The sequence below is a fragment of the Streptomyces sp. NPDC001663 genome (assembly GCF_042893105.1).
Lineage (GTDB): Bacteria > Actinomycetota > Actinomycetes > Streptomycetales > Streptomycetaceae > Streptomyces.
The window spans coordinates 133,785-155,454 of the sequence record NZ_JBIAUR010000002.1 but is presented as its reverse complement, the minus strand read 5'-3'; the positions used below and the strand labels follow the sequence as shown (position 1 = coordinate 155,454).

The 21,670-nt window shown below is 68.7% G+C and carries 24 protein-coding genes; 4 read left to right on the top strand and 20 right to left on the bottom strand.

The window, feature by feature from the left end; genetic code table 11:
- Positions 1–71: 71 nt before the first annotated feature.
- Positions 72–719 carry a hypothetical protein gene (locus ACFY1L_RS07015; protein WP_388819432.1) on the bottom strand — a complete coding sequence of 216 codons (648 nt, stop codon included), beginning with the start codon at positions 717–719 and terminating at the stop codon, positions 72–74.
- A 138-nt stretch (positions 720–857) separates the two neighbouring features.
- Between ACFY1L_RS07015 and ACFY1L_RS07010 the strand changes: the two genes are divergently transcribed.
- Positions 858–1,208 carry a hypothetical protein gene (locus tag ACFY1L_RS07010; RefSeq protein ID WP_388819429.1) on the top strand — a complete coding sequence of 117 codons (351 nt, stop codon included), beginning with the start codon at positions 858–860 and terminating at the stop codon, positions 1,206–1,208.
- An 18-nt stretch (positions 1,209–1,226) separates the two neighbouring features.
- Here ACFY1L_RS07010 and ACFY1L_RS07005 read toward each other — a convergent pair whose 3' ends face one another.
- Complete coding sequence (locus ACFY1L_RS07005) at positions 1,227–1,640, bottom strand: SsgA family sporulation/cell division regulator (protein ID WP_388819426.1); 414 nt, start codon at positions 1,638–1,640, stop codon at positions 1,227–1,229.
- A gap of 209 nt (positions 1,641–1,849) precedes the next feature.
- On the opposite strand from ACFY1L_RS07005, the gene ACFY1L_RS07000 reads away from it, so the two are divergent.
- Together ACFY1L_RS07000 and ACFY1L_RS06995 are read left to right on the top strand one after the other, a co-directional pair.
- Complete coding sequence (locus ACFY1L_RS07000) at positions 1,850–2,551, top strand: RNA polymerase sigma factor (RefSeq protein ID WP_388819423.1); 702 nt, start codon at positions 1,850–1,852, stop codon at positions 2,549–2,551.
- Entirely contained in the window at positions 2,509–3,669 is a 1,161-nt protein-coding gene (locus tag ACFY1L_RS06995; RefSeq protein ID WP_388819420.1) for a hypothetical protein, read from the top strand. Before ACFY1L_RS07000 ends, ACFY1L_RS06995 begins: the two co-directional genes overlap by 43 nt.
- 101 nt (positions 3,670–3,770) lie before the next feature.
- On the opposite strand, the gene ACFY1L_RS06990 is transcribed toward ACFY1L_RS06995, so the two are convergent.
- The 9 genes from ACFY1L_RS06990 to ACFY1L_RS06950 form a co-directional block, all read right to left on the bottom strand.
- Positions 3,771–4,229: a TadE/TadG family type IV pilus assembly protein gene (locus tag ACFY1L_RS06990; protein ID WP_388819417.1), complete on the bottom strand. Its 459-nt coding sequence runs from the start codon at positions 4,227–4,229 to the stop codon at positions 3,771–3,773.
- Positions 4,229–4,663: a TadE/TadG family type IV pilus assembly protein gene (locus tag ACFY1L_RS06985; RefSeq protein ID WP_388819414.1), complete on the bottom strand. Its 435-nt coding sequence runs from the start codon at positions 4,661–4,663 to the stop codon at positions 4,229–4,231. The genes ACFY1L_RS06990 and ACFY1L_RS06985 overlap by 1 nt, the downstream gene beginning before the upstream one ends.
- A 54-nt stretch (positions 4,664–4,717) precedes the next feature.
- Positions 4,718–5,179, bottom strand: a complete 462-nt coding sequence (locus ACFY1L_RS06980) for a TadE/TadG family type IV pilus assembly protein (RefSeq protein ID WP_388819411.1) — start codon at positions 5,177–5,179, stop codon at positions 4,718–4,720.
- A gap of 33 nt (positions 5,180–5,212) precedes the next feature.
- Positions 5,213–5,464 carry a hypothetical protein gene (locus ACFY1L_RS06975; RefSeq protein ID WP_388819408.1) on the bottom strand — a complete coding sequence of 84 codons (252 nt, stop codon included), beginning with the start codon at positions 5,462–5,464 and terminating at the stop codon, positions 5,213–5,215.
- A gap of 82 nt (positions 5,465–5,546) precedes the next feature.
- Positions 5,547–6,470 carry a type II secretion system F family protein gene (locus tag ACFY1L_RS06970; RefSeq protein WP_388819405.1) on the bottom strand — a complete coding sequence of 308 codons (924 nt, stop codon included), beginning with the start codon at positions 6,468–6,470 and terminating at the stop codon, positions 5,547–5,549.
- The gene (locus ACFY1L_RS06965; protein ID WP_388821108.1) at positions 6,467–7,405 is read right to left on the bottom strand and encodes a type II secretion system F family protein; all 939 of its coding nucleotides are present in this window, start codon (positions 7,403–7,405) and stop codon (positions 6,467–6,469) included. Before ACFY1L_RS06965 ends, ACFY1L_RS06970 begins: the two co-directional genes overlap by 4 nt.
- 34 nt (positions 7,406–7,439) lie before the next feature.
- Entirely contained in the window at positions 7,440–8,747 is a 1,308-nt protein-coding gene (locus tag ACFY1L_RS06960) for a CpaF family protein (RefSeq protein ID WP_388819402.1), read from the bottom strand.
- The gene (locus ACFY1L_RS06955) at positions 8,744–9,601 is read right to left on the bottom strand and encodes a hypothetical protein (protein ID WP_388819399.1); all 858 of its coding nucleotides are present in this window, start codon (positions 9,599–9,601) and stop codon (positions 8,744–8,746) included. Before ACFY1L_RS06955 ends, ACFY1L_RS06960 begins: the two co-directional genes overlap by 4 nt.
- Before the next feature lie 19 nt (positions 9,602–9,620).
- Positions 9,621–10,346 (bottom strand): hypothetical protein, encoded by a 726-nt coding sequence (locus ACFY1L_RS06950; RefSeq protein WP_388819397.1) that lies wholly within the window; start codon positions 10,344–10,346, stop codon positions 9,621–9,623.
- Between the two features lie 513 nt (positions 10,347–10,859).
- Here ACFY1L_RS06950 and ACFY1L_RS06945 point away from each other — a divergent pair.
- Positions 10,860–11,348, top strand: coding sequence for a hypothetical protein (locus ACFY1L_RS06945; RefSeq protein WP_388819394.1), 489 nt, complete (start codon positions 10,860–10,862; stop codon positions 11,346–11,348).
- A gap of 21 nt (positions 11,349–11,369) precedes the next feature.
- Here ACFY1L_RS06945 and ACFY1L_RS06940 read toward each other — a convergent pair whose 3' ends face one another.
- The 9 genes from ACFY1L_RS06940 to ACFY1L_RS06900 all read right to left on the bottom strand — a co-directional run bounded on the left by ACFY1L_RS06940 (position 11,370) and on the right by ACFY1L_RS06900 (position 21,666).
- A complete protein-coding gene (locus tag ACFY1L_RS06940) occupies positions 11,370–11,960 on the bottom strand; it encodes a hypothetical protein (RefSeq protein WP_388819391.1) in 591 nt (196 codons plus the stop codon).
- Positions 11,960–12,634: a hypothetical protein gene (locus tag ACFY1L_RS06935; RefSeq protein ID WP_388819388.1), complete on the bottom strand. Its 675-nt coding sequence runs from the start codon at positions 12,632–12,634 to the stop codon at positions 11,960–11,962. The genes ACFY1L_RS06940 and ACFY1L_RS06935 overlap by 1 nt, the downstream gene beginning before the upstream one ends.
- Positions 12,631–13,434: a hypothetical protein gene (locus ACFY1L_RS06930; protein WP_388819385.1), complete on the bottom strand. Its 804-nt coding sequence runs from the start codon at positions 13,432–13,434 to the stop codon at positions 12,631–12,633. Before ACFY1L_RS06930 ends, ACFY1L_RS06935 begins: the two co-directional genes overlap by 4 nt.
- Complete coding sequence (locus tag ACFY1L_RS06925) at positions 13,431–14,222, bottom strand: hypothetical protein (protein WP_388819382.1); 792 nt, start codon at positions 14,220–14,222, stop codon at positions 13,431–13,433. Before ACFY1L_RS06925 ends, ACFY1L_RS06930 begins: the two co-directional genes overlap by 4 nt.
- Positions 14,223–14,269: 47 nt before the next feature.
- Positions 14,270–15,670 carry a hypothetical protein gene (locus ACFY1L_RS06920; RefSeq protein WP_388819379.1) on the bottom strand — a complete coding sequence of 467 codons (1,401 nt, stop codon included), beginning with the start codon at positions 15,668–15,670 and terminating at the stop codon, positions 14,270–14,272.
- A complete protein-coding gene (locus ACFY1L_RS06915; RefSeq protein ID WP_388819376.1) occupies positions 15,667–15,981 on the bottom strand; it encodes a hypothetical protein in 315 nt (104 codons plus the stop codon). The genes ACFY1L_RS06920 and ACFY1L_RS06915 overlap by 4 nt, the downstream gene beginning before the upstream one ends.
- 317 nt (positions 15,982–16,298) lie before the next feature.
- The gene (locus tag ACFY1L_RS06910) at positions 16,299–16,529 is read right to left on the bottom strand and encodes a hypothetical protein (RefSeq protein WP_388819373.1); all 231 of its coding nucleotides are present in this window, start codon (positions 16,527–16,529) and stop codon (positions 16,299–16,301) included.
- 144 nt (positions 16,530–16,673) lie between these two features.
- Positions 16,674–17,225, bottom strand: coding sequence for a hypothetical protein (locus tag ACFY1L_RS06905; protein ID WP_388819371.1), 552 nt, complete (start codon positions 17,223–17,225; stop codon positions 16,674–16,676).
- A gap of 13 nt (positions 17,226–17,238) precedes the next feature.
- Entirely contained in the window at positions 17,239–21,666 is a 4,428-nt protein-coding gene (locus ACFY1L_RS06900) for an RHS repeat-associated core domain-containing protein (protein WP_388819368.1), read from the bottom strand.
- Positions 21,667–21,670: the final 4 nt, after the last annotated feature.

Below are 21,670 nucleotides of genomic sequence, written 5' to 3'. Positions count from 1 at the left end.
CCTTCTCATAGGCGCGGAGGATGCCGAACCTCGACACCGCCTCTTGCACCATGCCGCGGAAGCTCAGGCGGTCAGCCCGTGAACCGGAACGTAGAAGTGATCGCGTCGAAGATGTCGAAGAACGAGTCCGCCAGGTCCAGGACCTGGCTGCTGCCCGCCACCAGTGCCACCTTGCCCTCCTGGCCGGGCACGGGGATGAACGTCTGCATGAGGACCGCCCGGATGGTGCGGTTCAGACTGTCGTCCGGTACCGCGATGTCCTCGATGCCGTAGGTGCGGGCGACGGTGCCCACGCCGGGGATGTCGACCGTCGTTACCTTGCGCCAGGAGTCGCCCTCCTTCTTCGCCTCCTTGGGCGCCAGGCCCGATGCGATTGTGGAGGGGTCGGTCGACAAGGGGGCGCCGTCTCGCGTGCGGCCCCCGACCAACGACACCGTCACCGAGCCCGTGATCGGCGTGTCTCCGCCGAAGCTCTCCGCCATGCAACCGCAGTACAGCGCGCCCGACTTCCACGCGTCCGCGGCCGCCTTCTGGAGGAAGGAGACGTACGTGTCGCGGTACTTGGCCAACTCCGGGTGCTGCTGGACCCGTTCGGTCACCATCCGGCGGATCGAGTCGTCCCGGGACTCCGGGCGTACGTCGAACTCCCACCACGACTCAGGAACCTTGATCCGGAAACCTCCGCGCTCGATCGTGAGCGCCTCCATGTAGCGGGCCATGGCGTGTCCGACTCTCCCCGTTCCTCAATCACTCGATCACTCGATCACCCGTGCCAACGTCGTCGCGTTGTACGGTCGGGCCAGACTACGAGATCGCGGACTACGAGATCGCGGACGACGAGATCGGGGGACGGACGCATGGGCAAGGGCAAGAGCGACCTCGCACTGCCGATCGGCGAGCTCGAGGAGTACGGCGGCCGGTTGCGGTCCCTCAAGAGCCGGCTGAACCACACCAAGAAGCTCTTCGAGGACTACAAGGACGACATCGGTGACGGCAGCGTCAACGACGCGCTCTCCGACTTCGAGTCCAACTGGGAGGACGGGCGCGAGGACATCAGCCAGTCGTTCGACGCCCTGGCCGACATGTCCGACGCCGTCGTACGGGAATTCAAGAAGCTCGACGACGACCTTGCGAAGAAGGCCCAGGACGCGGTCAAGCCGGAGGACAAGGCCGGCGACGGCAAGGGCGGCGGCGCCGACGGCAACTGATCCCCGCCCACCCCCGCCTCACACGCCGTCCAGCATGGACGCCAGCCCCTTCTCGAGTGCCGGTTCCACGGACTCCGCGCCCGGCTGCGTCACGGTGTACGAGCGGTAGAGGAAGCGGTGGAGGGCGAGGGAGCCGAACACGACCGCCGCCACGCCCTCCGGGGTGCGGAACTCCACCAGCGTGTGGGTCGCGTCGGCCGGGCGGATGTGGACGGTGCCGAGGCCGGCGGGGGTGTCCAGGCCCTCCTCCAGAAGGGCGCGGGCGAAGGTCCACGTCACCTCCTCGCCGTCCAGCGAGATCCAGGCCGGGAAGACGAAGTGCACGGCCAGGGGGTCGGCCGAGCTGTAGCGGAGGGTGACCGGGACCGACAGTTCCTCGTGGTCGGGCGTGAGCAGGTGGGCACCGGTGGGCTGTTCCAGGGTTATGGGCACGTGGGGCTCCGTATGTGGGGTGGGGCGGTGGGCCGTTGGCCGACGTACCTCTTCGAGTGCGTGGTGGGGGTCTGCATTACGCCGGTTCCGGAAGTTGCCGGTGTGACGTGTGCCACTTTCGGTCGGGGCTGCAACTTTGATTGAAAGTTTTGCCATCTAGGCTGACAAAACCTTTCCCGCCCCACTGCAGGCAACTGGAGCGTTCCGCCATGTCCGACGGTTCCTCTGCCGTGTCCCTACCGGCCGTCCCGGGCCCTGCCTCGTCCGCCGCCACGGCCGCGTACGCCCGGATCTACGAGGAGCAGCAGCCGCGTCTCGTCGCGTACGCCCGCTCCCTGACCCGGAACGCCTGGAACGCCGAAGACCTCGTCGCCGAGGCGCACTTCAGGGTGTGGCGGCGGCTGGCCGCGGGCCACGAGATCGACAACGTGCCGGCGTATCTGATGACGACGGTGCGGCATCTCGCCACCGCCGCCGGGACCTCCGTACGCGAGACTCCGCAGGATCCGCACGCCGACGAGCGCGTTCCGATGCAGAGCGGGCACGGGGACGATCCGGCGGACCATGTGTCCTCCGTCGACCTTGTGGTGCGGGTGCTGAAGGACCTGCCCGAGCGGTGGGTCAAGGCGCTGTGGCTGTCGGAGGCGGAGGGTCAGCCGCTCGCGGCGATCGGGCCCCAGCTCGGCACCAAGGAGGGCGCGACGGCGGTGCTGCTGCACCGTGCCCGGGAGGGAATGCGACAGGCGTTTCTACGGGTCCAGACGGGCGCACCGGACGATCCCGCCTGCCAGGTGCACTGGGCGCGTATGCCTGCGTATGTACGGGGTGCGGCGAGCGCGCACGGCAGTCGGAGCGGCTGCTCGGGCATGTGGACGCGTGCGACGACTGCCGGGCGCGGCTCGCGGCGCTGATGAGCGCCAATGACCGGCTGCCTGCGTTCGTCGGTCCTGCGCTGCTTGTGTTCGCGGTGGGTGGTCTGGGCAAGTACCTGCTCACCTTCGCCGCCGGGTCCGCCGGTGCGGCGAGTGCGGTGGGCGGGGCTGCCGGGCACGGCAGCGGGCTGCTGCACGGGGTGCGGCATGCCGCGATCGGCGGTTCGAAGGCGCCGGTGGCGGTCGCGGCCGGCGCGGTCGTGGCGGGCGCCACCGCGCTCGTCCTGGTGCTCGGGTCGGGCGGCTCGGGTACGGTGCCGCCGCAGCGGGTGCCGGTGGCCGACGCGCCCGCGCCTCAGGTGCCGGTGGCCGAGGGGCCGGTGGGGCCGCCGTCGAAGAGCGTGCGGGTCAAGTCGGCCGAGGGGGAACGTACTTCGGAGGGTGCGGCCGTCGGTGGACGGGGGCGGGCGGATGTCGCGGCCGCCGACGGCGCCGGTACGGCCGTATCGGAGCCGCGGGACGGCGACGACACGTCGGCCAAGGGAGGACAGAGCGACGGCGGGCAGTCGGGGGACAGCCCGGCGCCCGACGAGAACTCGCCCGAGCAGCCGGGTGAGACCTCACCGGAACAGCCGGGCGACACCGCGCCCGAGGGGCCGACCAAGCCCGCGCCCGAGGGGTCCGACCCCACTCCGCCCACGACGGGAGGCTCGGATACGGGAGGGTCGGAAGAGGGACCGGAGAAGCCCGGGAAGCCGGACGAGCCGGAGAAGCCTGGGAAGCCTGGGAAACCCGACGAGCCGAAGAAGCCCGGAAAGCCCGACGAGCCGAAGAAGCCGGAGCAGCCCTCGGACCCGCAGGCTCCCTCCGAGCAGTATCCGCAAGCCCCGTCGGCTCCCGACGACAACACCCCGACGACGCCTACGCCCCCGACCGACGACACCCCGGAGGCGCCTACGCCCCCGGCCGACGACACCCCCGAGCCCGAAACCCCGGCGCCGGCGCCGACGCCGACTCCCGTGGATCCCGCGCCCGTTGACGAGACCGACCCGTCCCCGTCCGCGCCGCCCGCCCAGAACCCGTCACCGACCCCCGCGAACCCTGGCGACGACTGCGGCGGCGGACACTCCGACGGCGGTGCCCGGCACCACGACTAGCCCCGCAACACCGCAAGCGCGCAGGCGAGTCGGCGGTCACGCCAACTCGCCTGCGGCATATAGGTCCTGACGCCTCCACATGTACGGCGTCGCGTGGCGCCTCAGCCCACCTCGTTCTCCGCCACGCCTTCCCCGTGCACGACCACGGCCCCGCCGTAGAACATCCCCGTGAAGACCGGGTCGTACGTCAACTGCACCTCGACCTGGACCTGTTGGGCGTCCGCGGCCACGCAGTGGGTGGCCGCGATGTCCGCGCCGGACATGTCCATCTGGCGGGCGAAGGTCTTCACCCGGGCGTCGCAGTTCTGGAAGTTGATCGGCGCGCTGCCGCCCTCGTTCTCGTACAGGTCGTCGAGGTTGATGTCCTGGGCGGCGTAACGGGCCGCCTGTTCCGCTATGTCGGCGGCGCGTTCCCGTTTCGAGATGGACAGGCCGCCGTCGATCACGAAGGCCGACAGTGACAGGAACACGAGCGCGAAGATGATGACCGCGCCGGCGCCCGAGCCACGGTCGTCGAGGTGTGCCCTGCGCGACTCCCACCAGGTGCGCAACTCCCCCATCACGCCTTCCTCTTGTACGGGTCCAGGGGCGCGGTGAACGAACCCGACATGTGCGTCTTGATGTTCAGGCCCAGCGTCGCCAGCCCCCGCACCTCGCAGCTCACCTCGACCGTGAAGAGGTCGGCGTCCTGAAAGCCGGCACTGGTCTTGGTCACGGTCACCGGGCCGCTGCAGACGTCGGTCAGGTCGGCCTCGGCGGCCTTGCGGGCCTCGGCCATGGCATTGCCCTCGTCCCACTGGAGGGAACCGGAGCGCGCCGCGTCCCGGGCCGCCCCGTCGATCGCCCCGCGCCCGTCGACCATCTGGCCGAAGGCCACCAGGACGAGGATGAAGAGGATCATGACGGGCGCGAGGATGACGACCTCGATGGCGGACAGTCCACGGTCGTCCGCGGCACGGCGCCGACTCGCCAGGCACTGCCGGATACGAGACATACGGCTGATGCGAGAAATACGGCTGAGACGAGAAATACGGGAAAGGGGCATCGGCTAGTTCCCGTTCTCCCGTACGAACCGCTCCACCGGCCCCTCCGACTGGGCATGGACCGTGAGGTTCAGCCCCGGGAACACCGCCGGAACCTTCGCCGTGATCTCCACGCCGACCGTGTTCTGCTCGGGCTGGAGCATCTCCACGTTCGGCGACAGCACCAGCTGCGGGCCCAGTTGGCTGATGTAGCTGTCGACCACGTCCCGGGCCTCCCCCCGCCACGCGCCCGGCTGGTCGTGCGCCGTCGCGCGGGCCTTGCGTGCGCCGGCCTGGGCGGCCGCCTGGGCCACGTGGTCGGCGAAGAAGTACAGCGCGAACTGCACGGTGGCGAAGATCATGAAGAACAGGACCGGCGTGAGCAGCACGAACTCGATCGCGGTCATGCCGGAGTCACCGCGGGTGGCCGCCGCCTCGCGTGCGGTCCTCACCCTGCGGCGCATCCATCTGCCCACGTTGGCCGGCATTCCCCTCAACCCCGTTGTGCGTACGGCCCGTTGTCAGCAGGTTCCGCTCGCCTTGGCACCGCTGATGCAATTCGAGACCTTCTGTGCACCGTCGCTCAGCGCGGCGTTGATGATCGCGGCCACCACGCCGACGATCGCCACGACGACCGCGGAGATGATGACCCACTCGACCGCCGAGGCGCCGCGGTCCAGTTCGCCGGAGCGGGCGCGCTGCACACGGCCCTGCAGGAAGGTGACCAGGAAGTCCATCGCCGGGATGCCGGTGTTGAAGTTCCGTCCCATCATGGTGAGTTGTCCTCTCAGAAGCAGTTCGCCGGTAGTCGTTCGTCGTCTTGGGCCGTACGGGCGTGTGTCATTGCGCCGTGTGTCATTGCACCTGGAACACCCGCATCGCCGCCGGAAAGATCAGGAACACCAGGAAGCCCGCGCACAGCAGCAGCTGGGCCACGAGCATCGACTGCGACTTCTCGCCCGCGCTGCCCTCGATCTCGGCGAGTTCGCGGTGCCGCATGGTCTCGGCGCGGGAGGCGAGGGACTCGCGGACCTTGGCGCCGTCGTCCGCGACCAGGGCGAGGGAGGCGGAGAGGTCCTTGAGCTCCTCCACGCCGATCTCCTCGCCGAGCTGCCCCAGCGCCTGCCACTGGCTGATGCCGGTGATGCGGGCGTCGGCCAGCACGTTGCGGATGCGCTGTGTCGCCCAGCCGTCGGAGACCTCGGCCGCGGCCATCAGCGCCTCCGGCAGGCCTCGCCCGCCCGCCAGGCTCATCGACACCAGGTCCAGGTACGCGCCGATCACGCGCCGCAGGTCGCGCCGCTTCTCGGCGGCGTCCCGCCGTACCTCCAGGTCGGGCAGGAAGAAGAAGACCAGGGCGAAGGCGAGGGCCAGCCAGACCGGGATGATCGGGCTCGTGCCGACGCCGAGCGTCCACACCACCGCGAACAGGAACGGGCCGAAGAACAGGCCCGCCACCCCCAGCAGCACCTTGGTCGCCAGGAACTTCTCCCAGCTGCGGTCCAGCACCGCCAGGTCGGCCCGCAGCGAGCGCTGCTCCCAGCCCTGCTGCACGTAGAACTCGGCCACGCGGTCGCCGACTTCGGCCCTGAGCGAGCCGAGGCGGCCCTTGTCGGCCGTGGTCCGCGCGGACTCGTACGCCGCTCCCCGCGCCCGCATCGCGTCGATCCGCGCGACCTGCGAGACCGCGCTGCGCTTCGACGGCATGAGAGCACGTACGAGGGCGTAGATGCCCAGGCCCAGGACCGCGCCGACGACGATCGGCATCGTCAGGTTCACCGACGTACCCCCTCTTCCTGCTGCGCGTGCTGGCCCGGCGTACGGGGCCGTACGAACTGGACCGACGATTCGTCGCGCACGAGGAACCGCTCCGGCGTCTCGATGGTCGACAGCTTGCGCAGCCACCAGAAGCCGAGCGCGAACAGGCCGCAGACGCAGGCGAGTACGAGCTGGCCGACGGCCGTTCCGTACGGCGCCACGAAGTCGCGGTTGAAGATGGACAGGCCGAGGACGAAGGCGATGGAGACGGCGACCACGATCTGGACCGAACGGCGGGTCGACGCACGCTGGGCCATCACCCGCTGGCGCATGTCGACTTCCTCGCGCGCCGACTTGGCCAGGGCGCCGAGTACTTGGCGCAGACCCGGGCCGCGCAGCCGGGCGTTGAGGATGAGGGCGGCGACGATGATGTCGGCCGACGCGTCGTTGATCTCGTCGGCGAGCTGCTGCAGCGCCTCCGGGAGCGGGGTCCGGGCCCGGAGCCGGTCGACGAGCGCGTCCAGGTGGGGGCGCAGGACCGGGGCCGCCGCGCGTGCCGACGCCGGGATGGCCTGCTCCAGGCCGACCGCGCCGGCGATGGTGTCGCGCAGCGACTCCGTCCAGGAGGCGAGGGCCTCGACGCGGCGCATGCCGGCCTTCTCCTCCGAGGCGCCGCCGAAGAGACGGTCCCAGAAGAAGACGAGGACGCCGGCCGCGATGCCGGCCACCGCCCAGCGCGTCAGCAGCAGTACGACCAGACCGACGATGGCCGCGAGCGAGCCGCGCTGTCCGGCGAACCGGATCAGCTCGCTCGCCCGCTCGGCGGCCTTCTGCTTCTCGTGGTCGGGCTTCACGGGCAGACCGCGTACGGCGACCATGAACAGGGCGAGCCCGCCGCCGACGGCGACACCGCAGCCGATCGAGTACAGGACGGTCGTGGAGAACAGGCCGCCCATGGAACCGAGCGAGCCGAGAGCCTCGTAAGTCATGTCACCCCCACGTGCCGGTGGGCCGGTAGCCGTACGCGATCAGTTCCTCCACGCACGCGATGGGCGCATGCGGTACGACCCGCCCGTCCGGCGCCTCGGCGAACACCTCGCTGGACAGCACGCGGCCGTCGACGCCGTTGACCTCGCGGACCGAGGTGACCATGCGCTGGAGGCGGCCGCCCGACTGGTAGTTGTTGCGCCGCTGGATGAAGACGACGAAGTTCACCGCACCCGCGATCAGCATCTGGCTGGCCTCGATGGGCAGCCGCTCGGAGGCCTGCAGGGCGTAGGTGGAAATACGGTTGAACACCTCGCTGGAGCTGTTCGCGTGGATCGTGGACAGCGAGCCGTCGTTGCCCTGCGACATCGCGTTCAGCATGGTCACGATCTCGTCGCCGAGGACCTCACCGACGATGACCCGGGAGGGGTTCATACGCAGGGACCGGCGGACCAGCTCGGCCATGGAAATGGCGCCCTGGCCCTCGGAGTTGGGCAGCCGCTCCTCGAACGCCACGACGTTCGGGTGGAGTTCGGGGAAGGTGTCGAGCCCGAGCTCGAGCGCCCGCTCGACGGTGATCAGACGCTCGTGCGGCGGGATCTCGTTGGCGAGGGCCCTCAGCAGCGTCGTCTTACCGGCGTTCGTGGCGCCCGCGATCATGATGTTCTTACGGGCGCGTACGGCGCAGGCGAGAAAGTGCGCGACCTCGGGGGCGATGGTCCCGTTGCCGACGAGGTCGGAGATGAAGACCTTGCCCATGCGCGCGCGACGGATGGAGAGCGCGGGGCGCCGCGTCACATCCATGACGGCCGACAGACGCGAACCGTCGGGCAGCCGCAGGTCGAGCTGCGGGTTGGCGGAGTCGAAGGGACGGGAGGAGAGACCCGAGTACGCACCGAGCACCTGGATGAGCTCGATGAGCTCCTCGTCGGTCTCGGCGACGGGATCGCCTGTCACTTCCCGGCCGTCGGCGTACCCGACGAACACCTGGTCGGAGCCGTTGATGTCGATGTTCTCGACCTCGGGGTTGTCCAGCAGCGGCTGCAGCCGGCCGACGCCGAAGAGGGCGGCGTGCACGGCGGCCGCGTACTGCTCCTCGGTCTCGGCGTCGAGAGGCGTACGGCCCGCGTTGATCTCGGTGCGGGCGTAGTCCTCCAGGATCTGGGCTATGACCGCGCGGGCGTACTGCCGCTCGTCCTCGGTGGACATCGGCGTGACGTTGTTCGCCTGGTCGAGGCGGCGCTGCTCGGCGATGCGGTCGCCGGCGTCCTGGCGGAACCGCTTGACCAACTGGTGGTCGACAGCGGTCATGCCCCGGCCCCCGCATGGCCGCTGACATGGCCGTGGTGGGCCTGCGCCGAGACGGACCAGGCGGCGCCGTACTGCTGGTAGATGTCCGCGGCGACCTTGCGGGCCGAGCGGATGAGCAGGGACTTGTCGAGGCGACCGCGCTTGCGGCCGGCCAACTGGTCGGCTCCGGCGGGGTCGTCGGCGATGGTGCCGACGACCCGGGCGCCGGTCTGCGCGTGTACGAGCATGTCGTTGACCTGGCCCGAGATCTTGCCCGCGTTGTTCGTGTCGGCGACGAGGATCACGCCGACCAGCGGGGTGGCGAGGCTCGCGGCGCCGCGCGGGCCGCCGTGCAGCCGGTTGGAGAGGGCGGCGGCGCGGTCACGGACGCGGGCGATGGCCTCCGGCTCGGTGCGGCTGATCAGCAGCACGAGGGCGGCGTGCGGGAAGAGGTCGACGGCGGGCGTGTCCCCGGCGATGCGGCCGCAGTCGGCGATGACGTCGGCGGGCGCGTTCGGGGAGTCGGCGAGCGAGGAGAAGGCGTGGCCCAGGGTCGGCCAGAGGCCGGCGAGACCGGCGGCCTGCTCGGCGTTGCCGAGACCGACGAGGACTTCGAGGCCGCCGCTCAACGGCTGGACGTGGTCCCAGAGTTGGTCGGGGACCAGGCCGCGGCGGGCGGTGGCCGCGATGGACAGCATGCCGGTGTTGGGGTTGAGCGGACCGCCGTGCGCGGCGGCACTCCGGTAGACCAGGTCGCCGCCGGCCGGGTCGGTCTCGGCGAGCAGGACGCGACGCGGCCAGACCGCCGCGAGGGCGACGGCCGCGGTGGTGACGCCGGGGGAACCCTTGTCGGCGGCGAGGGCGATGAGGGCCATGGTCTGCTTCCGTCGCCTTCTACTTGCTGGAGACGAGCACGAGAGCGACCTGGCCGTTGGAGGCGGCCTGGGCGAGGGCGGCGGCCTTGTCGCTGTCGACGGTCACTGTGATCGCCTTGTTGGTGCTGCTGACCAGGTCGTCGCCGCCCTCCTTCGGGACGGAAGCGACGGTGGCCCGCTCGACGATCAGCGAGTTGCTGCCGGCGGACGAGGAGGACGAGGAGGAACTGCTGTTGGAGTTGGAGCCGGTGTCGTTCAGGACGCGGTAGGCGGCGACGACGTCCCCGGCCTCGATCCCGCTCGGGTACTGACCCGCCTTGAGGGAGAGACCGACGAGGGCCTTGCCCTCGCCGACACCGCTCTGGTCGCCGAACATCTCGCCGACGGCGACGGCTCCGGCCGGGATGGTGTTGACGGCCTTCAGCTTCTTCAGGCTGGCCAGTTGGGACCACTCGACGTAGTGGATGCCGCTGTCCTTGGCGACCATGACGGAGGTCACGTTGCTGTCGGTGACGGCGCCGCCCGCGGGGATCTCCTGCGTCACCTTGACGACCTCGATCCGGTCCCCGGCCCGCAGTACGAGCATCGTCGCGCCGAGCGCACCGACCAGGATCAGCAGCACCGCCAGCGCGGCCAGCGCGGGTTTGCGCTCGCGAGGCGGAGTGGGAAGGCGGTCACCGACCGACGGCTGAGCCGGAGCGGCAGAACGTCCTGCGCCCGCCCCCGTACGCTCTTGGATCTTCACGCAACCGCTCCCCGTACAGCCAAGAATGTGTCTGACACGTCTGTCAAATACCCTGCAAATCCGGACACTTCACCCCGAGCCTGCCCGGACACCGACGTCCGGGACGCGCCGGACGTACCGCCCGACCTGGGCGATTAGCCACGGCAGGGGCGAGTGTCAAGCCATGGCACCGTATCAGCCGCACATAAGCCCCTCAAGGCGCGTCCTGACCCATGGACCGCAGCCCACCCACTGTTATTCATCTGCAACTTGAAGTGCAGGTTTCCCAGTTGTGGCCTGGCACGGGAAGGCCGCCACCTGTGTCGGTACCTGTGCGGGCGCGAATCCGTTGCCGCACCGACATGTTGCCCGAACCGGGGCGTTCCTCACGGGGCGGCCATGAGGCCTGCACGATTCACTCACGAAGCCTTTGGGCGGCCGTGCCATGATCTTTGCTCGCTGCGGCGGGCTGCGGCGCAGTTCTTCCAGTATCTGCCGTCACATTTCGCCAACTCCAAGGTTGAGCCCGAACAGATGACCAAGCCGGACCTCCACACCACTCCTGACGTTCCCGACGCTCCCGAAGAACCCACATGGCCCGAGCGGACTCCTTTGGGCGCCGCCTGGCGGGGAGCCGTGGCCCTCGCGTTCAACCTCGCCGGCATACCGGCCGGCGCCTGGCTCGCCACGAAGCTCGCAGCGTACGAACCCCGGCTCGGCGGCGGCCCACCGGTGGCCCTGGCACTGATCATGGTCGTGCTGCTGGCCGGGTGGCTGCGCGCGAGGGATCTCTTTCTGGTCGCGACGGCGTGGAGCAACCTGATCGGAACCTTCGGCTGCTGCTACCTGCTGGGAAAGGGCTACATCTCCCTTACAACCCCGTATCTGGTCAACACCACCTGGGCGATTGTCAACGCGTCTCTCCTGGCCATCGGGTCCACAGCCGCAGTCGTGACGGTCGTGTGGGGCACGGTCAGCGGTTACCGGAGGCCTCGCCCCTTCACACCAAAGGGCGACACGTGAAGGCTTCGGCGGGGGGACACCTCAACTGACGGCAACCGCCTCCGCAAGGCCGTCCGTCAGCGTGCACAGCCTGTCGGTGTGGGCCTGCTCCCGCCAAGAAGTCAGCAGCACCAGCCCCCACTTGGCGTCCGGCACGATCCCGTACGCACAGGTCTCCAGGATCGTTCCGGTCCCGTCCCGGTCGGCGTCCTGGACGTACGCGTGCCGGACGCGGACCGCCGGGCCGACGGGGAGCTCGCGGGGCTCGGCCTCGGGTGGGCGGAAGGAGATCGGCGTGGGGGTGGTCAGGTACCGGCGGAGGAGATCGACGGTCATCGTCGGGTACGTGTCGTCCGCGACCAGGGCGGACAGCTCGACACGGGCCAGTTCGCCGAGACGGGGCTCGGGGACGTACGAGAAGGCGGTGACGGGGCCCCGGGTGCGCGCGTCGGCGGCGGCCTCGCGGAGCTCCTCGGCCAAGGCCTCGATCAACCGCTCGTCCCCGCCTTCGCCCACGCGCCGCCGAGCCGCGTCCAAGGCCCAGAAGGCGAGGTCGACCGGTTCGCGCACCGGCAGGGCGACGGCGTCCTCGGGTGCCTTCATACGCACGGTCGACGAGGAGAAGGCGGGCATCAGGCCATCCATTGCAGGGTGCGGGAGATGGAGTCGAACAGGCCGACGAGGGCGTCGGCCAACGGCTCCATGGGCGTGGAGAAGGACAGCAGCAGGCGCTGCTCGGCGTTCGGGACGGCGAGATACACGTCGAGGTGCGTGACGGTGAGCTTGTTGCCGTCGGGGTCGTCGGGCGCGGGGCGGCGACGGTAGAGATGGCGTACGGCGGGGCCGGCCGGGAGGTCGGTCGTGGTGACCTCGGCGTCGGGGGTGGCGCGGGCGGCGAGGGACATCGCGATGTCGGCGAGATCGCCGGGGGCGGTGCCGGTCGGGGGTTGGAGAAGAGTGACGACGAGACCGGCGGACACCGGTACCTGGCCGACGAGTTGATTGACGACGTACATCTCCACGCCACCGTTCGCATGCGCGGCCTGCGCCTGCTCCCGCATCCGCTCCGCGAGCGCCGCCTTGAGCTGCGGGGTCGCCTTCGTACGGCGCAGGCCGCGGTTGACCAGCTTGTCGATGCGGTGGGGCCAGCGGTCGGGGTCGAGGACGATCCGCTCCCAGCCTTCGGGGACGGCCAGGCGGTAGTCGGAGGGGGGTGCCGGTGAGGGTGAGGGATCGGGGTTGATGGCGTCGGTCGCCGTAGCCATAGTCGTGTTCATCTCGCTCGTCTTGTCCGGCTCGTCGGTCATGCCGCAGTACCGATCGCTCGGCCGCGTCTACTGCTCCGCGACTCGCTCACCCGGTTCATGACCGCAGCGGTCACCGGGACGAGGACGAGGACCGCGGCGGCGCCCAGGCAGAGGTGGTCCCAGAAGCCGAACCCGAGTTCCGACCTGCCTCCGAGGAACGGCCGGTAGTGGCCCGCCGGATCGATCACCGCCCGGGTCCTCGTGCCCACCATGGTCCCGTCCGTGCACCACTTGTCGTTGCCGATCACCTGACGGACCGAGCCGTCGGGCAGCCTGACGCGGCAGTACAGACTGGAAACCCCGTGCGACTCCGAACGCTCGGGCTTCGCGTACGTGACCATGGCCTCCTGCCCGCGCAGGTGCAGATACCACTGGTCGGCCTGCCCGGAACCGACCCAGATCAGGACGACGTAGGAGACTCCGACGAAGCAGTACGCGACGATCCCCGCAGGCGACGAACACGCCCGGTACCCGGCCCACCCCACGACCGGTGCGCATGCCACGCCCACGAGCAGCGCGTACGGGCCGATCAAATACGTGGCCGACAGGCAGACGGCCCCGCCCGCCACGGCGACGAGAAGCAGCCGCATCCACCGCCATACGGGGCCGTCGCCCTCCGGGTCCCACCTGTCGGTGGAGGGGGAGAACTCGGAGATGATGTGTCGCACACGCCGCTCACCGCCGTCCTCGGCGGCGATCCGGCGCAGCTCCGGCAGGCCCAGTCCGCTGTGCTCAAGTGTGCGTCGAGTGCTGCCCGGCAGCTGTGCGAACAGCTCGTCCGCTGTATTCGCCTCGGTCACGCCACCGTCCCGAGCACGCGGTTCCGGTCTCGTCGTCCGATGACGACGGCGGTCACCGGCGTCAGCACGAGAACCACCGCGGCACCCAGGCAGACGTACCCCTCGACGATGCCGCCGATGTCGGACTTCGTACCGAGGGAGGGGTCGTAGTGGCCCGACGGGTCGACGACGGCCACGGTCGTCTGCCCGACTCGATCGGCGCAGTTGTCCTTGTTGTCGATGACCTCGTGGACTGAACCGTCCGTCAGCCGGACCCTGCAGTACGTCTCGCGGGTGCCGTGGGTCCATTGGTGGGCCGGGGAGGCGATGGTGACAGTCTGTTCCTCGCCGCGCAGCTGCAGATACCAGGCGTTGGCGAAGGACGTCCCGATCAGGACCATGACGAAGTAGGCCGCCACCGTAAGGAACCGTGCGGCAGGGACTCCACGGGTGTCCGGGGTCTTGAAGGCCAGCCAGATCACCAGTATCCCGAGCCCCAGGCCGACGAACCCCGCCGATTTGCCGATGAACAGGCCGAGGAGCAGGCAGACGACGACCGAGGCGGCGGCCAGCAGGACCAGTCGGCCCCACGGCCACGCCGCCGATCCCCTGCCGTCACTCATCCGCGCGGGCCGAGGACTGGTGGAGAACTCGGAGAGGATGCGCCGCACCCGCTGCATGCCGTCCGGCCCGGCACCGATACGCCGCAGTTCCGGCAGCCCCATGCCGACCTCTTCCAGCGCCCGCTGCCATTTCTCCGGCAGTTCCGCGAACAGCTCGTCGACGGACCGCTCATCCTTGCCAGCCACGTGATCCCTGCTTCCTCGGCCTTGGGATCCTGGGCGGCCGACCGGTGTCAGCCACTGGTGCTCCAGTGCCAGTTGTAGAACGGCGTTCCACCGGCGCCGATCACCGGAAGCGTCTTCGCTCCCTCGAACCAGTTCGGCCCGGTGATGGACGGCTCGTCGGGGTGCGTATGGGCCAGGTTCGCCCAACCGGCCAGGAGAGGCACTGCCTGACTGCCGTAGTAGAGGGCCTTCGCCCGACCTGCCATGGTCTTGAACGAGGAGTCCGCGATCTCCGACATCTTCGGGGCCTCCTTCGCGAAGGCCCTGGCCGCCGCGTGCACTTCCCGGGCGTCGCGAATGTCGTTGACGTATCCCTTGACGTTGAACGTCTCCTTGACCACCGAGCGCATCCGCGGCAGGAGTTCGGCGGGCCCTTCGGACAGCGCCTTGCCGATCTCCCCGGGCCTGACCCCGTTGAGCGTCTCGGCGAGGTCGCGGGCAGCCGTCGGATTCAGCCCGATCTCCCGGGCCAACTGGAAGTCCTTTACGGCGGAGGAGGCGCGGGCCGCCGTGGCCGCCTCCTTGGCCGTCGTCCCCAGGATCCGCCCGGCGCCGAAGGACAGCACGCCGATCACGTCGATGGCGACGTCCAGCCAGGTTCCCTTGCCGTCCAGCGCCGAGATGGTGTCGCAGACCAGAGCGACGACCGAGGCGATGAGCGCCAGCGCGCCGAGCACCTCGCCGAGGATCGGCACCCAACTGAAGATGAGGGCCAGCACACCGAGAGCAGCCGCGGCCACCCCCGCCCAGTGCCCGACCTCCGCGACCCAGTCCTTCCAGTTGTCCCACCAGTGATGCTTGGGATCCTTCAGCCCGTCATGGTCGATGGCGTCCCGAATGGCCTTGGCGGCGTATCCGGCCTGCGTGTCCCGGTAGTCCAGCGCACGCCGCAGATCCCTCTTCGCGGCCTCCAACTCCCCGTCCGCGGCGTCCTTCTGCCGCTTCAGCTTCTGCTTGTCGGGGTGTTCGTCGGGCCCGGGATGCTGATCGATCTGCTTCTGAGCCCGACTGCCGTCCCCGTCCGCGTCCTTGGCCTTCGTCAGCGCCGTACGCACCAGACTCTGCGCGTGGTTGAGGGCGGTGGCCCAGTTCTCCCGCGCCTGATCGGACACGGGTCCGTACGGGACGGAGGAGCCGAGGGCCGTGGCGGCGGCCGCGTACCGCTGGTGCGTCTTGGTGAGCAGCCCGACGGTGTCATGGGTCTTGTCCTGGAAGGCCCGTCCCGCGTCGGAGTCCCACCCGTTCCCGTCGACCAGGTTCTGCAGCTTGCCCGCCTGCTCCTCGATCAGCTTGGCGGTGTCGGCGATGCGCTTGCCGAGCCGGGCCACCTCGTACGGATCGCCCGGGGTGAACGCCTTGTCGTCGTACCGCGCCGTCTGCCAGTCGACACCGGAGAAGTCGTCGCTCACTTGCCCTTGCCACCGTCCCCCGACTGGGCCTTCAGCAGCGCGCCGGCAAGATGCTGGTCGAGCCCGTCATACGCCTTCGCCGCGGCGCCTGCGGTCTTCCCGAGGAACTCCAGCCCGTCACAGAGCTCCTTGCGCTTCTTCTTCCAGTCGTCCGCGAAGTCGTCCAGTGCGGAGGCGACATCGCCGGAGCCGATCTCGGCGTCGTAGGAGTCGACGAGGTCCTTGGCATGCTCGAAGTGCGACTTGAGCTTGCCCACCGACCGGCTGATCTCCTTCAGCTCCGACGTGGACACCTTGACGTGATCCGCCACTCCGACCCCCGTGTACGCGCTGCTCGTCCGACCGCCACTTCAGTCCCGTGGGGCACAGGGCGGCCATGGTTACTGTCCGTCGGGGGTTTTCGCGGCTGCAACCAACGGGGTGCAAAGGGAGGGTCTAGAGGGCATCAGGCCCTTCGCCATATCCAGAAGCCCAATCAGCTCGTACGACCGCCCGCGCAACCGCCCGTCGGCGACTGGGTCTGGTGGCGACTGCACTGCGCCGCACCGCGAACTGCCGGACGACTACAAAGGACCTGGTCAACCGCTACGGCTCCGAAGGGACAGCTGCTCGGCTTCGAGGATCGGGCCTAACGGCGGGGCGGCACCAGGAGTCCACCTTCGTCTACCGGCTCGACCGACGTCGTACCGCCGACTTCGCCGACCTGCTGCAGCAACTGACGGGCTCCCCCCTCATCGAACGAGCTGATCTGCGACAACGGCCAGATGTACATCGCCAACACCGCCGTCTCCTGGCCCGGCTGCAGACGACAGGCCCACGTCTTCTTCCACAGCCGCTCTCGCGGCCAGCTCCTGACCATCGCCGCACCTGGGCCGGCCCCCGGTTCCCGACCAGTTACCGACAGGACTTCAGAAAGCCGCTTGGAGCAAGTCGCTTGGCCCGCCTCTTCGCGCCGCTGGTTCCGGCTGGGGTGGCCTGAGCAGAGCTGAGTAAAGTCAGAGAGTCAACGAGCGGTGGCGGCGATCCACTCGGCGGACTTCACCAGAATCGGACCGGTCACCTCTTCGGCACCGGACACGTAGGCGGCCCAGCGGAGTTCATCGCAGGCGAAGAAGGACTCGCCCCATGAATCCACCCAGACACGCGCCAGGTTCTCGCCCACCTGCGTCAGATCCCACCAAGCCCATCCTCGGAACTCGGATTCCGGGTCGAACTGGTACAGCCATTCCTGCGGCTTCCACAACCCACCACCGATCGCGGCGGAATAGCGCTCCGCACCTCGCCTCACATGCTCGGGGGCCGATGCCGGGGTTCCGGATGCGGCTACGAACCAATCGGGGAGGGTTCCGACGGGGAGTGACCCTTCGTCGAAAGGATGTGAGACGGCGAGTTGCAGAGCAGGGGCGAGAACGGATCGCAGCATCGCGTCGAACTCCGGGACAGAACAGTATGTCCGTACATCGAACGCAGACAGGACGGGCGGTACCTGTTCCGACGACGGTCGGTGCGACAGCCGGTCCCTCTCCTGTTCGATGTCCTCGATCTCGTGAAACATCAGCGCTTCTCCGTCAGCCTTCCTGGACTACCCTGCCCGGATACTTTGCCACTTCTTCCCTAAACTCCTTTAGCATGCCGCTGGGAATCCCGTACAGATCATCTCCCTTGGTCGGGTCCGAGATTTCGGGACAGATCTTCTTGAGCTGCCTCCACTCGTCATCGCTGAACCCGAGCCCATCCGGTTGCTTCTGAGGAATCGCGGTCCTTCTGATCTTGTCCAGGTACTCTGACGAGACCTGGAACTCCACAATCTGTCCACCCTCACCGCGGAACTGGACCGTATGGCTCATGTCTCCGCTCAGATTGACGTAGAGGGCCCCCTTACCGGTGATGGTCACCTTGCCGTCCTCACCGATGTGGATCCGCCGGCTCAAGGGATGATCCGTCTGCTTGCGGTACCCGAGGATGGTCTCTTCACAGCGTGGGGCGAGACCGAGAGGGTCCGTCCACAGGTGGGGATTATGGACGTACACCGACGGATTGGGGGCGGGAGCAAGACCGAGTGGGTCGGGGCTGAGATATCGGGCGGTCTCCGGATCGTAGTGCCGGTGGTAGTTGTAGTGGAGCCCTGTCTCGGGATCGAAGTATTGGCCCGGGAATCGCAGCGGAGTGTACGTAGCGCTACTGGATGCCCAGGACGTCGTCCCCCACAGCGTGCTGCGTGCGCGCCAGGCGACGCTGCCGTTCTCGTCGACCAGTTCGGTAGGAGTGCCGACGAGATCCGTGACGATGGCGAAGAAGCGGGAGTCGACCTCGTCCTGCGTCGCATCGTCAACACCGACCCGCTCGGTCTGGACGATCGGGTGATCATCCTGGTGATCCCACGTCAGGGTGACCGGACGCGGCAACTCGGCTGCCACCGTGGTCTGTTCACAGAGGATGGCGCCATCCCAGGTGAACACTGTCTCTTCGACAACCGTGGTGCCGTCCGCCCCGAGACGCTGTTTGGCCGTGCGGCGCCCGAATGGGTCATAGAGATAGCGCCACTCGGTTCCGTCAGGCGTGATGACGGCGACGAGGCGGTCTTCGGAACTCCATGTGTAGCGCCAGGTCTCGGGTTTGCGGGACAGGCGCGCCTTCTGACGCAAGGTGATGCGACCTGCTGCGTCGTGCTCGTAGCGGACATTCCCCGCGCGGGTGAGGCGGGTACCCGCATAGACACGTGTTCCTGTCGCTTCGTGTCCGGGATGCGCGGCGGGCCACGAGGCATCGGCCTGGTTGCCGGCCTCGTCGTACGCATAGCGTTCCGTCCAGTCGGTCGCACGAACGGCCGTGACCCGGCCTGCGGTGTCGAGGTCGAAGTGACGTGCTCCGTAACGCCGATCGTCTACGCGGATGAGGTAGCCGTCAGAACGGTAGCTGTAGTCCCTCCGCTGGACGCTCTCGCCTTGGGCATTGAGCACGGACTGCGTCGTGAGACGCCCCAGTCCGTCGAACGCTCTGGACAGCGTGACCGTCTCCCCGACCAGACGGGTTAGCAAACGGTCGGCAGCGTCGTAGGTGAAGCTCACCCGGTGACCGCTGGCTTCCAACTCGGCGCAACGACCCGCTGCGTCGTAGCTCCGCCGACTGACGGCTCCAGTGGGAGTGACGCGACTGGTACGGCGGCCCAGCACGTCGTACGTGTACCTCGTTGCACGCCCGTTGACGGTCTCGCGGAGCAGCCGTCCGGCGGCATCGCGTTCGAGGATGAGTGTCGAGTCCCCACTGACAGCCGTTACAAGCCGCCCGCTGACGTCGTAGGTGAACTCGGTGACCTGATCGAGGGCAGTTTTCCGAGTGACGCTGCCCAACTGGTCTCGTTCGAAAGCAGTCGTCTGGCCGAGTGCATCAGTGGTAGCACTGAGACGACCGACCTCGTCATGGCTGTAGGTGACGGTGCGGCCGTCGAAGTCTGTCTCCATGGCCAGACGTCCAGCCGAGTCGTAGGCGTAACTCCACCTTTTCCCCTGGGGGTTGGTTACGCCGGTGAGACGGAGTTCGGAGTCGTGTGAGTAGACGTACCGTGCACCGTCGGGACCAGTACGGGCTAGAAGACGATCGAAGAGACCGTATTCGAAACGGGTGACTGCGTTCATCGGGTCGGTTTGCGCAACGCAGTTGCCCTCCCCATCGTACTTCCACGACTCACTTGTCCCATCGGCAGCGATGCGGCGAGCGAGTTTTCCTTCCACGGTCCATTCCTTGCGAGTCACATTGCCGAGCGGATCGGTGATCGTGACGGGACGGCCGAAGGCATCGCGCTCGTAGGACGTGCGCGCTCCGAGAGGATCGGTGATCTCCGTGAAGAGTCCAGCTCGATTGCAGCGGACGCGTGTGGTGTTGCCAAGTGCGTCGGTGACGGACGTCAGGTGTCCCGAGGCGTCGTAGGTGAAGCGAGTGGTGGCTCCCGCCGGATCCGTGACGGCGGTGCGATCGCCCTTTTCATTGTATTCCTGGTGCCAGACGGACCCGTCGGGTCCCGTGATGGTCGCGGGCAAGCCGAGCGCGGTGTACTCGGACGTCAGTTCCCCACCGTCCGGGCGCACGACGGAGACGACATACCGACTGTCGCTGTAGCGATACCTGGTGGCGCGCCCGAGGGGGTCGGTGATCGCAACGAGTTGCAGGTCCTCATCCCACTCCTGCGCGGTGACGTTTCCAAGAGGGTCGGTCTCACGAATCAGACGGAGGGCCTCGTTGTGTTCGTAGACGCGGGTGTGGCCGAGGGAGTCCGTCACCCAGGTGCTGCGCGTTGCGTCGTCGTAGGTGAGCGTGGAGGCCAGGGCGTTTCCTGTGCCGCCGGTGGCTACGACACGGCCGTGCTCGTCGTAGGCGTACCAGTACGTGGTGCCGTTGCGGTCGGTCCAGGAGGTGATCCGGCCCTCGGCATCATAGGCGTAACGCATGGGCAGGCCCGAGGAGTTGGTCTCCTCCATCAGGTGGCCGTGCTCGTCGTAGCTGAAGGTGAGCAGGGTCGTATCCAGGCGGTCCGGGCGGTCGGGGTCGAGCAGGCGCAGGCCGGTGACGCGGGAGCGGGACGGGTCGTGGTCGAGGGCGATGTGGTAGCCGCCGGAGTGGACGACCGCGGACGGGATGTCGCCTTCGGCGTAGACGATGGTGATGCGGTTGCCGTTGCGATCCTGGATGTGCTGCAGCGGCAGATCCACCGCTTCGTCGCCGGCCGCCGGGACCGGGGAGTGGAAGACGTGCACCAGGCCGCGGTCCGGGTCGGTGACGCGGATGGCGCCGTCCACCTCCGCGTCCCAGGACAGCGTCAGGCGGGAGCCCGGCGTCAGGGGACGGACCGGTTCGCTGTTCTCCGGGTCCAGCGGCGGGAAGCACAGCCGGGCGCCGTCCGCCGCCGCATACACGAAGCCCTCGTCGTCCGCTTGGACGCGCTGGTCGAGCGTCGAGGCCCAGGACGGGCCGAACCAACCGCCCCACCGGTAGGAGGAGATGTGCGTGCGCTCCAGGACCAGCGGGAGCACGCCCGGCAGCTCGACGTCGACGCGGGGCAGGGCCATGTCGCCGGTGGCCACATCGATCGGGTCCCGCACGAACTTCTTGACCATGTTGCGGATCGAGGCGGGCAGCTTGTTGAAGCCCGGATTCAGCTTCAGCCGCTCAAAGGCCGCGCAGTCCAGCCCCATCGACTTGCTGAGCTTGGCCAGAGCCGCCGGCCCCAGCGCCTTCAGGCCCTTGCCGAGCGCCTTGCCCAGTACGCCGAAGCCGACGCCCATCACCGCGCCCTCGGCCAGAATCCCGGCCAGCTTCTCCGGATCCTTGAACGCCCCCGGGTCCTCCAACAGCGTGGTGAACGCGGAGAACTTCACGCCCTCCTTGGCCATCTTCGCGACCGCGGAGACGCCCCGGATCTCCTTCAGCGCCTCCAGCGCCCGCTCGATCCCCCGGATGACCTCCATGACCCCACGGATGACGGAGGCCAGCGCGGTGCCCTCCTTCTCGATCCGGGCGAGCAGCGCGACCACCTTCGCCGCCCGCTCGGTGGCCATCAGGGTGGCCACCACCGAGGAGGCCCCGGCGGTCAGCACGTCCAGCGCCAGCCCGGCCAGCTCCATCTCGGCCATCTCCGCGACCATCACGCCGAGTTCGGAGAGCAGTTCGTGCGCCTTGTCGGCGAACTCGTCCAGCGCCTTGGCGCCCTCGCGCAGCGAATGGGCCATCTCCGTGGCCTGCTTGCGGGCGGCCTTGGAGCGCTTGTTGAACGCCTTGGCGGCCTTGCCCTCCCACTCCACATCCGCCAGCGACTTCCGCGCGGCCTCCGCGGCGTCGTCCAGGCCGGTGGCCAGGTGCCGCCACTTCTTGGCGATCTCGCGTATCCCGTCCGGGTCAACCGCCGGGTCGGTCAGGCCCAGAAACTCCAGGCCACTGGCGAGGGTGTCGCCGAACATGTGGTTGTACTTGTTGACCCAGTGCAGCGGGTTGAGGTCGACCATGACG

Coding starts and splice junctions, on each gene's coding strand:
- ACFY1L_RS06940 (WP_388819391.1), bottom strand. CDS start 11,960: ATGCCCGCCTTCTCCTCGTCGACCGTGCGTATGAAGGCACCCGAGGAC.
- ACFY1L_RS07000 (WP_388819423.1), top strand. CDS start 1,850: ATGTCCGACGGTTCCTCTGCCGTGTCCCTACCGGCCGTCCCGGGCCCT.
- ACFY1L_RS06985 (WP_388819414.1), bottom strand. CDS start 4,663: ATGTCTCGTATCCGGCAGTGCCTGGCGAGTCGGCGCCGTGCCGCGGAC.
- ACFY1L_RS06975 (WP_388819408.1), bottom strand. CDS start 5,464: ATGATGGGACGGAACTTCAACACCGGCATCCCGGCGATGGACTTCCTG.
- ACFY1L_RS06990 (WP_388819417.1), bottom strand. CDS start 4,229: ATGGGGGAGTTGCGCACCTGGTGGGAGTCGCGCAGGGCACACCTCGAC.
- ACFY1L_RS06935 (WP_388819388.1), bottom strand. CDS start 12,634: ATGACCGACGAGCCGGACAAGACGAGCGAGATGAACACGACTATGGCT.
- ACFY1L_RS07010 (WP_388819429.1), top strand. CDS start 858: ATGGGCAAGGGCAAGAGCGACCTCGCACTGCCGATCGGCGAGCTCGAG.
- ACFY1L_RS06980 (WP_388819411.1), bottom strand. CDS start 5,179: ATGCCGGCCAACGTGGGCAGATGGATGCGCCGCAGGGTGAGGACCGCA.
- ACFY1L_RS06960 (WP_388819402.1), bottom strand. CDS start 8,747: ATGACCGCTGTCGACCACCAGTTGGTCAAGCGGTTCCGCCAGGACGCC.
- ACFY1L_RS06905 (WP_388819371.1), bottom strand. CDS start 17,225: ATGTTTCACGAGATCGAGGACATCGAACAGGAGAGGGACCGGCTGTCG.
- ACFY1L_RS06910 (WP_388819373.1), bottom strand. CDS start 16,529: ATGGTCAGGAGCTGGCCGCGAGAGCGGCTGTGGAAGAAGACGTGGGCC.
- ACFY1L_RS07015 (WP_388819432.1), bottom strand. CDS start 719: ATGGCCCGCTACATGGAGGCGCTCACGATCGAGCGCGGAGGTTTCCGG.
- ACFY1L_RS06900 (WP_388819368.1), bottom strand. CDS start 21,666: ATGGTCGACCTCAACCCGCTGCACTGGGTCAACAAGTACAACCACATG.
- ACFY1L_RS06965 (WP_388821108.1), bottom strand. CDS start 7,405: ATGGGCGGCCTGTTCTCCACGACCGTCCTGTACTCGATCGGCTGCGGT.
- ACFY1L_RS06955 (WP_388819399.1), bottom strand. CDS start 9,601: ATGGCCCTCATCGCCCTCGCCGCCGACAAGGGTTCCCCCGGCGTCACC.
- ACFY1L_RS06945 (WP_388819394.1), top strand. CDS start 10,860: ATGACCAAGCCGGACCTCCACACCACTCCTGACGTTCCCGACGCTCCC.